The following is an 8,010-nucleotide window of genomic DNA, read 5'->3' on the forward strand; positions in this document are numbered from 1 at the left end:
GGCGATCGCCATGGGCATGATGGGAACGTCGACGTGAAATCCGCCAAACGCGCTTTATGGCCTCTCTGCCTGGCCGGTACGGCAGCCTGCCTGTCCGTTCCCGCCTGGTCCCAGACGAAGCAGCCCATGCCCGCGCCGCAAGTCGCCGATGTGGCGTTCGAGCGCTTCACCCTGCCCAACGGCCTGACCGCGCTGGTCCATACCGATCATAGCAGCCCGTCGGTCTTTGTCGGCCTGTGGTACAAGACCGGATCGCGCGACGAGCCGCCGGGCAAGACCGGCTTTGCGCATCTGTTCGAGCATCTGATGTTCCAGAGCACGGCGCATCGACCACAGGAATATATGGCCGCGCTGAATGCCATTGGAGCGGTGCGCGCCAACGGCATGACCCGCACCGACGACACCGTCTATTTCGAGACGGTGCCGACCAACGCGCTCGACTCCGTCCTTTGGCTGGAGTCCGATCGCATGGGTTATCTGGACGGGGGTATAACCCAGGCCCTGCTCGACGAGCAGCGGCGTGTCGTGCTGAACGAGAAGCGGCAGGGGGAATTGCGCCCGGAGGAGATGGCGTGGCGTCACTTCCTGACCGCCTTCTATCCCGCCGGTCACCCCTATGCCCACCCCACGATCGGTTCGACCGAGGATATCGAGGGCGCGACGCTGGACGATGTGAAGCACTGGTTCCAGGACCATTACGGCGCGGGCAATGCCGTGCTGGTGCTGTCGGGCGATATCGACGCCGCCACGGCACGCGAAAAGATCACCCGCTATTTCGGCGCGATCCGCCCCGGCACACCGATCAGCCGCCCGTTGCAATGGACCCCGTCCCTGACCGAGACGCGGCGTGACCGCCTTTACGGCGACTTCGCGCAGACCAGCATCTCGCGGAGCTGGCCCATCCCGAACACCTCGCCGCGCGACACGACATTGCTGTTGCTGGCCGCGCGCGCCATGGCCGGGCCGAAGGATGCACCGCTGGTCCGCGCCCTGGTCACGGATGCGAAGGTCGCGACGGGGGTGACTGCGACCGTCAACGAAAGCGCATTGGGCAGCGTCCTGAACCTCTCGATCGGCGTACGCCCCGGCGTCTCGCCCGAGGTGGCGAGCCGCGCGCTCGACGCCGCCCTGGCGGATTACGCGACCAAGGGGCCGCCGCCATCGCGATTGCAGAGCATCATTGCCGCCACCGACGCCTCGCTGCTCCGCTCGCTCGACGATAACGCCGCGGTCGGAAATCGGCTGGGCGAAGGCGAAGTCGCGCATGGCGATCCGGCGTACTTCCTCAAGCAGCGCGCATGGATCAACGACGCCCGGCCCGACGAGGTTCGCGCGGTCGCCGCGAAATGGCTGACCCGTCCCTATTACGAGATGATCACGATGCCGGTGCCGGACCGGCATGCGGGCAGCGCGGATGTCGACCGCAGCCATATGCCCGCCCCCGGCCCGTTCAAGAGCGAGATCGCCTTCCCCCCCGTCACCACCATGACGCTGGCCAATGGCCTGAAGCTGGTGGTCGCCAGGCGGCCCGGAACCGCGACCGTCGACCTGGGCCTGCAATTCGCCACCGGCACGCAAAGCGATCCGGGCATCGCGGCGGACATCGTCACCAATGCCTTTCACCTGCTGGGCGCAGGCGCCAAGACGCGAGCGGGCGAGCCCGTCGAACAGCGTCTGTCGCAACTCGGCATTCAGCTGGGGGCCCAGGCAGGCCCGTGGAACAGCGGGGTTCGTTGGAGCGTCGCGAACAACCGGCTGGACGACTCCTTCGCGCTCGTCGCCGATCTGGTCCGGCATCCGGCCTATCCCCCGGCCGCCGTCGAGGAGGCGCGTGCGACGACGCTGAGCGCACGGGGGGCGGAGGGCCGCAATCCGTTCGCGGCCGCGATGCCGCTGCTCAACCGGGCGATCTGGGGTGATCGCGATCCACGCGGCCACGTCCCGACGACGCAGGATGCCGATACGATTTCGCGTCAGCGACTGGTCGATTACCAAGCCCATCACATCGTGCCCGGGGATGCAACGCTCTACGTCGTCGGCGATGTTACGCCCGACCGGGCCAAGGCCCTGGCCGAGCGGTATTTCGGAACTTGGACCGGCCCGGCGACGCACCCTTCCCTCCCTGCCCCGGTCGCACCGACCGACGCCAAAGGCCCCCGCCTGATCCTGGTAGACGCCCCCGGCGCGCCGCAGAGCAGCATCGCCGTCGGCACCCTCATCCCGCCCTTCGACAAGGATCGCTCGGCGATCGAGACCATTACCGCCGCCACGCTTGCGAATATCGGCTCGGGGCGGCTCAACGCCAATCTGCGACAAGACAAGGGCTGGAGTTATGGCTTCGGCGGCGAGATACAGGATGCCCCGAGCGGCGACCGCCTGTTCGTCGCGCGCGGCACCGTGCAGGCGGACCGCACCGCCGACAGCCTGGCCGAGCTGCGCCGCGAATTTTCCGATTTCGCCGCGACCCGCCCGCCGACCCAGGCGGAGTTGGATGCCCAGCGCAATATGATGATCCGCGCCGCCACGCTGCGCTACTCGCGCAACGAGGCGTTTCTGGACTCGCTGGAAACATCGGGCAGCTACAATTTGCCCTATGATCGCCCGAACACGCTGGCCCAGCGTTTGAACGCGGTAACGCTCGGCGAGGTGCAGGACAGCGCGCGCCGTCTTGTGCGCCCAGATGCGCTGACCTGGGTCGTGATCGGCGACCTGCGGACCATCGAACCCCAAATCCGCGCACTGGGCCTTGCCCCCGTCGAGGTGTGGGATGTTCGTGGCCGCAAGCTGCGCTGATCCGCTCCTTCCCCCCTTATCGTTCGTCAGGACCCGCCCATGCTTCTTCTCGCCGCCATCGCCCTGGCCCAGGCCAATCCCACCGCCCCAGCCTCGCCGCAGCCTTCCGTCACCGCGATGGCTCCGGCCCAGGCATCGCTATTGCATGATACGCGCGGGCGGCCGGTCATGACGGTACAGATCAATGGCAAAGGCCCCTTCCCCATGGTGGTCGACACGGCGGCGCAGACCAGCCTGCTGAGCCGGACCCTCGCGACGGAACTGGCGCTCAAGCCGTTGAACGGCGGCATCGGCGTGAACGGCGCGACAGGCAGCGAACAGGCCCGGCTCTATCCCGTCGACCGCATGACCAACCCGCTGCTCGATGCGCGCTATGTCGCGATGGTCGAACTGACCAATGGCGGCGTGACCGATGCACGCGGCATCATCGGCATGGAGTTCTTCACCCAACGCAAGCTACTGATCGATCGCAGCACGAACCGTATCGCCGCCGAACCTTCTGCTCCGGCCGGACCCGGCTTTGCGACGATCGCGGGCGTCAGGACCGGCGAGGGCTTCGTCCAAATCCCCTTGACGCTGGATGGTGTCCGCATCCCGGCACTGATCGACACCGGAGCGGCGGTCACGATCATCAACACCGCCGCGTTCCGCCTGCTCGGCTGGAGCGATAGCGATCCGCGTCTGAGCGACGGCGGGGAAATCCGCGGCACCTCGGCCGAGAGGCAGAAGATTCGGATCGCGCGGATCGGCAAATTGTCGATAGGCGGAATCGGGCTTTCGAACGTGCCGATCGCCATTTCGAACGACGATGACACCAAGCCTTCGATAATCCTGGGCAATGATCTGTTGAATCTTTTCCCCGGATACGCCGTCGATTTTCCGCTCGCACAGCTGCAGATCAAGCTACCTGCCAAAAGGTAAGACCCGACAATTATTCAGTTTCGGATATGCACTTTCGCCGTGCATGTTGGCTTGTGTACAGTCGCGGCATTTGATGGATCGCGTCGACGATGAACCGATCCGGCTCTGACATCCGGATTTTTGCGATGCATCCGTAGGGCATGAAACCGCTCGACGCCTTGGCCGCGTAGGCATAATCATAAGGCGTCATGAAGTTGGCGAGGTGCGTTCGCATCTCGTCGCGGCTTTCGTAATGGAAGCGTTTGACGCCGTATTGCTGATCCGACGGAGCGCCTGGACGCTGCGCTCCCGTGACGTACCCGTCCCATACGGCCGCCATCCATTCCATCGAAAGGATCGCGCCATCAATAGACAGGTGGTAAATCCGCCGTCGCGTCCCCACATAGAGATTATCGCGCAACTGCCTGAGCGCCGCGCGACTGAGAGCCCTGTCGCTCCCGCTCATCGGGATAGCGCATATGGACATCAATTACATTCTCAGCCGTGAGCAGGTTTCCCTTCACAGGGCTTCGGTGGCGGCGTCCGCGCCAGCCCGGATTGCGCACCAGGGGTTGGCGACCGCTTATGGTCAACTGTTGATCGACAGCTCCTTTCCCCACCGCATCCCCATTGCCCTCCAGTTCAGGCCCGCGCCGTTGGACGACATCAACAGGTGGGAGGACGATGGGGGCCCAGCCACATCGACGGAATATGACCGTGCCGCAAGCGAAGGAGCGCCAGCAAATGCCCTTCCCCTCAAAGGCTGAATATTACGCCTCTCGCGCCGCCGACTGCCGCGCTGCCCAGGCCGCCGCGCCCGATCCGGCCAGCGCGTTCGCGCATGGAGAACTGGCAGCGAGATATGACGCCTGTTCCGCTGCCGCCTCCGCCTCCGCCTCGTTCGGATCGGGCAGCCCATCGACTCATGGAGACCGGGATGAACGCGCATCGACGTTGGAAACAGACGTGCATCACGGACCTTCGCAGTCGCCTGGCAGACGGCCAAGCCCCTGACGCGATCGCGACCGCCGTGGACCGAAGCATCGACGATGTCGCGGCCATGATGAAGCGGCTCGGATGCGCAACTCTACGATGATAGCCGCGATCCTCAGGCGGGGCGACCCGCCGCTTCTGACGGACGGCGCTACCGCCGATCTTACCTCTCACCCTCATTCCGCGTCGATCCGGCGCTGACCGCCGCCCCGGGGGCCGGATTGCCCCCCGTTTTACAAGGATCATGACATGGCCAAGGGACAACAGCGCGGCAATCGCGAAGTACGCAAGGCGAAGAAGGAGGAACCGCCCAAGCAGAATGCGTCCAATCCTTCGCTGAAGGGCACGCCCCAGGCTCCGCCACCAAAGAAGGGCTGACGCCCTGCCCTATTTCTCTACCTAAGAAAGGCCGGTCTCATGCAGCCATCGCTGATCCTGTGTCGCGCACGCGAAGAACATCATCTGGCCATCTCGCGAGCCGCCACGCTCGACAATATCCGGGTCGTCGCCAACGCGGCCGCCGCCGCCTGGGCCAAGGAGGGGGTAGCCGCCGGAATGCGCGAGGACCGCAAATTGCGCACGCGCCAATTTGCGGAAGGACAGCCGCAAGGCGACGAACCGACCTCCGCCGAGTGGGGCGATCTTGCCGAGAATCCCGACCGTGCCCGTGCCGACGCCGGATGAGGCCGCCAGCCGGTCGGGCCAGTCGGTCAGATATGTGACCAACCCCGACCGGAAACGTGCGTGGGTCGCATCGATCGGGCTGCGCAGGCACATGGATCGGGGATGATCGAGCGAGCCTGCCTTTCATCCTAGGTGCCGCACCGGATCGCCCCGGTCGAGCGTCAGTCCGAGCCCTCGTCGGGGTCCATGCTCCGTCCCGCCTTGGTCAGCTTCTTGGTCTTGTGCGGATCATCCTTCGCGACGTCATCGGCGTCCGCGCCTTCTTGGGGTTGTCCGTTCGGGTTCGGGCTCTTGTCTGGCGTATCGGGCATCGCGTCTCTCCTATGAAGGATCAACGGCACAGCCACAGGATCGGCTCCGTCCGGCCGGACAGGCTAACCTGCATCGGTCACTTTGTCCGCGTCCACGCGGAATATCCACCCGATCGAGTGACTTGCCGGCATCGGCGTGTCTTGCAATCCGGCGCATCACCATCATATATTGTGCAGTGCAGCAAAATGGTGGAGACCATGTCTGTGCAGACCCACGTCAAGGATGCTGCCGATGCCGAAGCTGCCCCATCTCATGATCCCCCCAGTCGCTATGCGCCATATCGACCAAGCGGATCGATTTGCGGGAAATGGCCAGTGGACCACGCTCCAGCAGTTCGGGACCAACCCCGGCAATCTGGTCGGCCATGTCTATCGCCCGGCATCGCTTGCCGCCGATGCGGCACTGGTCGTCGTCCTTCATGGCTGTACCCAGACCGCCAGCGGCTATGACACGGGCTCGGGCTGGTCGCAGATGGCGGATCGGCACGGCTTTGCACTGCTCTTTCCCGAGCAGCAGCGGGCGAACAATCCCAATCTGTGCTTCAACTGGTTCAATCCCGACGACAGCCGCCGGGGATCGGGCGAGGCGCTTTCGATCCGTGAGATGATCGCGTCGGTTGCCGCCGCACATCCGATGGACCCCTCGCGCATCTTCGTGACCGGGCTCTCGGCGGGCGGCGCGATGGCGTCGATCATGCTGGCCACCTACCCTGAGATATTCGCCGGGGGCGCAATCATTGCCGGATTGCCCTTTGGTTGCGCGACCACCATTCCCGAAGCGTTCGACCGAATGCGCGGACGCGGTCTTCCGACCCAGGGCGAACTGGCCGCGCTGGTTCGCAACGCTTCCGGTCATGACGGGCCATGGCCTACCCTTTCGATCTGGCAGGGTAGCGGCGACACGACGGTGAACCCCAGCAATGCCGAGGCGATCATCGCGCAGTGGCGCTCGCTGCACGGTGTCGGGGCCGAACCCGACAGGGTGGAAGCGGTGGATGGCTATCCCCGGCGGATCTGGCGCAATGCCGATGGACGCGACGTCATCGAGGAATTCAGCATTACCGGCATGGGGCATGGCACGCCGCTCGACACCAGGGGTGCCGATGGCTGCGGCACGGCCACGGCCTTCATGCTCGAGGCCCATATCTCGTCCACGCGGCATATCTGCCGCTTCTGGGGGCTGATCCCAGCAGGCGAAGAGGCCGACATCCACCATATCGCCGCCAGCCCGCCCGCGACCCCGAAGGCACCGAACAGGCCGGGTGTGCCCACGGGCGCGGAGCGTTGGCCTTCACCGGGCGGCGCGGTCGGACAAGTGATCGAGGACGCGCTGCGTACCGCCGGACTGATCCGCTAGTCCGACCATGCAGTTCCACATCCGGCACCAGACCCGTTATATATATACGGCCGGGCGGTACATCTTTAGCCGCATTGGCTGATGCGGACACCGCGCGATACGTATGAACTCCGTGTCCTGTCGCGACCGGCCGCTTCAATGCGCAGATCATACCCGTGACCGGCGGCTATATCGGCACCGCCGAAGATGCCGCTGGCATGACGGTCGATGTCACGGTCCGCCGCATCGATCAGGACGCGGCCGTCCTGTAGCGATCGCCGCGAGAACGATGAATCAGTTCTTCAACGTCCGCGATTTCTGATCGTCGTGAAGATGGCTGTCGTCACCATTCTTCTCGGTGCTGGCGTCGTCCTCGCTGCCGCCATTCTCGTCATCGTTTTCGAGCATCTCGGCATTCTTGCCTTGATCGGAACGAGGCGATGCCCCCTCACGATCGGCCTTGCCGCCCGCATCCGTGGCTGGGCCACCCGCCGGGCCTCTCTGACCATTCGTCATGCTATTCTCCTTGGGGCTACCGTCTGGAACGATCGGCCCGACCTAAGGACCCACGCCGATCCGAATATCGACAGGCGAACGATGCCGCTTACATCTTTTCGGGTATCGCCGGCGTTTGCGCATGAGCGCAGATTTCGCGCAACGTCGCGTAACGTGACGCCAGATCCAGATGAATCGTCTTTACGGCCGGATCAACGGCGGCACGCGCAATCTCGAGTTGTTGCTCGGCGCGTCGCTCATAATAGCTTGCGTCGTCTTCCCTGCTCATGACCGCGCACCCCTATTTGGTGCACATGCACAACTTCGCTCGATGACGAGCCAATGTTACGACATGACACCATGCAAACGTCGCGTCATGCACTAGGTCGGATCGACATTCAGGATTCCCAAACGCCCTGACCGGTGATTCATAATCATCCATGTTGTGGCGCGGAGTGGATAATGGGGATCGGGCGGTACGAGTTGAGCGAGGCGCAA

Annotated in this window: 10 protein-coding genes; 6 read left to right on the plus strand and 4 right to left on the minus strand. The window is 64.5% G+C overall.

Annotation, left to right across the window (positions count from 1 at the left end; genetic code table 11):
* Positions 1-126: 126 nt before the first annotated feature.
* Positions 127-2,793, plus strand: coding sequence for a M16 family metallopeptidase (locus U1703_RS02095; protein ID WP_332784387.1), 2,667 nt, complete (start codon positions 127-129; stop codon positions 2,791-2,793).
* A gap of 39 nt (positions 2,794-2,832) precedes the next feature.
* Positions 2,833-3,714 carry a retropepsin-like aspartic protease gene (locus U1703_RS02100; protein WP_332784388.1) on the plus strand — a complete coding sequence of 294 codons (882 nt, stop codon included), beginning with the start codon at positions 2,833-2,835 and terminating at the stop codon, positions 3,712-3,714.
* Between the two features lie 10 nt (positions 3,715-3,724).
* Here the strand turns inward: U1703_RS02100 and U1703_RS02105 are convergent, their stop codons facing one another.
* A complete protein-coding gene (locus U1703_RS02105; RefSeq protein WP_332784389.1) occupies positions 3,725-4,159 on the minus strand; it encodes a hypothetical protein in 435 nt (144 codons plus the stop codon).
* Between the two features lie 13 nt (positions 4,160-4,172).
* On the opposite strand from U1703_RS02105, the gene U1703_RS02110 reads away from it, so the two are divergent.
* The 3 genes from U1703_RS02110 to U1703_RS02120 all read left to right on the plus strand — a co-directional run bounded on the left by U1703_RS02110 (position 4,173) and on the right by U1703_RS02120 (position 5,370).
* Positions 4,173-4,460 (plus strand): hypothetical protein, encoded by a 288-nt coding sequence (locus tag U1703_RS02110; RefSeq protein WP_332784390.1) that lies wholly within the window; start codon positions 4,173-4,175, stop codon positions 4,458-4,460.
* Between the two features lie 475 nt (positions 4,461-4,935).
* A complete protein-coding gene (locus tag U1703_RS02115; RefSeq protein WP_332784391.1) occupies positions 4,936-5,064 on the plus strand; it encodes a hypothetical protein in 129 nt (42 codons plus the stop codon).
* Between the two features lie 39 nt (positions 5,065-5,103).
* On the plus strand, positions 5,104-5,370 hold the full coding sequence (locus U1703_RS02120; RefSeq protein WP_332784392.1) for a hypothetical protein: 267 nt from the start codon (positions 5,104-5,106) through the stop codon (positions 5,368-5,370).
* 161 nt (positions 5,371-5,531) lie between these two features.
* Here the strand turns inward: U1703_RS02120 and U1703_RS02125 are convergent, their stop codons facing one another.
* Positions 5,532-5,681 carry a hypothetical protein gene (locus U1703_RS02125; RefSeq protein ID WP_332784393.1) on the minus strand — a complete coding sequence of 50 codons (150 nt, stop codon included), beginning with the start codon at positions 5,679-5,681 and terminating at the stop codon, positions 5,532-5,534.
* Positions 5,682-5,913: 232 nt separating this feature from the next.
* Between U1703_RS02125 and U1703_RS02130 the strand changes: the two genes are divergently transcribed.
* Positions 5,914-7,038 carry an extracellular catalytic domain type 1 short-chain-length polyhydroxyalkanoate depolymerase gene (locus tag U1703_RS02130; RefSeq protein WP_332784394.1) on the plus strand — a complete coding sequence of 375 codons (1,125 nt, stop codon included), beginning with the start codon at positions 5,914-5,916 and terminating at the stop codon, positions 7,036-7,038.
* 273 nt (positions 7,039-7,311) lie between these two features.
* On the opposite strand, the gene U1703_RS02135 is transcribed toward U1703_RS02130, so the two are convergent.
* Together U1703_RS02135 and U1703_RS02140 are read right to left on the minus strand one after the other, a co-directional pair.
* Entirely contained in the window at positions 7,312-7,533 is a 222-nt protein-coding gene (locus tag U1703_RS02135) for a hypothetical protein (RefSeq protein ID WP_332784395.1), read from the minus strand.
* 88 nt (positions 7,534-7,621) lie between these two features.
* On the minus strand, positions 7,622-7,801 hold the full coding sequence (locus U1703_RS02140; RefSeq protein ID WP_320450836.1) for a hypothetical protein: 180 nt from the start codon (positions 7,799-7,801) through the stop codon (positions 7,622-7,624).
* Between the last annotated feature and the right edge of the window lie 209 nt (positions 7,802-8,010).

It is taken from the genome of Sphingomonas flavida (assembly GCF_036663655.1).
Lineage (GTDB): Bacteria > Pseudomonadota > Alphaproteobacteria > Sphingomonadales > Sphingomonadaceae > Sphingomonas.

What these genes read in the sequence shown, in the direction of transcription:
- U1703_RS02095 (WP_332784387.1), top strand. Translation starts at nt 127, where the DNA reads ATGCCCGCGCCGCAAGTCGCCGATGTGGCGTTCGAGCGCTTCACCCTG.
- U1703_RS02100 (WP_332784388.1), top strand. Translation starts at nt 2,833, where the DNA reads ATGCTTCTTCTCGCCGCCATCGCCCTGGCCCAGGCCAATCCCACCGCC.
- U1703_RS02105 (WP_332784389.1), bottom strand. Translation starts at nt 4,159, where the DNA reads ATGAGCGGGAGCGACAGGGCTCTCAGTCGCGCGGCGCTCAGGCAGTTG.
- U1703_RS02110 (WP_332784390.1), top strand. Translation starts at nt 4,173, where the DNA reads ATGGACATCAATTACATTCTCAGCCGTGAGCAGGTTTCCCTTCACAGG.
- U1703_RS02115 (WP_332784391.1), top strand. Translation starts at nt 4,936, where the DNA reads ATGGCCAAGGGACAACAGCGCGGCAATCGCGAAGTACGCAAGGCGAAG.
- U1703_RS02120 (WP_332784392.1), top strand. Translation starts at nt 5,104, where the DNA reads ATGCAGCCATCGCTGATCCTGTGTCGCGCACGCGAAGAACATCATCTG.
- U1703_RS02125 (WP_332784393.1), bottom strand. Translation starts at nt 5,681, where the DNA reads ATGCCCGATACGCCAGACAAGAGCCCGAACCCGAACGGACAACCCCAA.
- U1703_RS02130 (WP_332784394.1), top strand. Translation starts at nt 5,914, where the DNA reads ATGCCGAAGCTGCCCCATCTCATGATCCCCCCAGTCGCTATGCGCCAT.
- U1703_RS02135 (WP_332784395.1), bottom strand. Translation starts at nt 7,533, where the DNA reads ATGACGAATGGTCAGAGAGGCCCGGCGGGTGGCCCAGCCACGGATGCG.
- U1703_RS02140 (WP_320450836.1), bottom strand. Translation starts at nt 7,801, where the DNA reads ATGAGCAGGGAAGACGACGCAAGCTATTATGAGCGACGCGCCGAGCAA.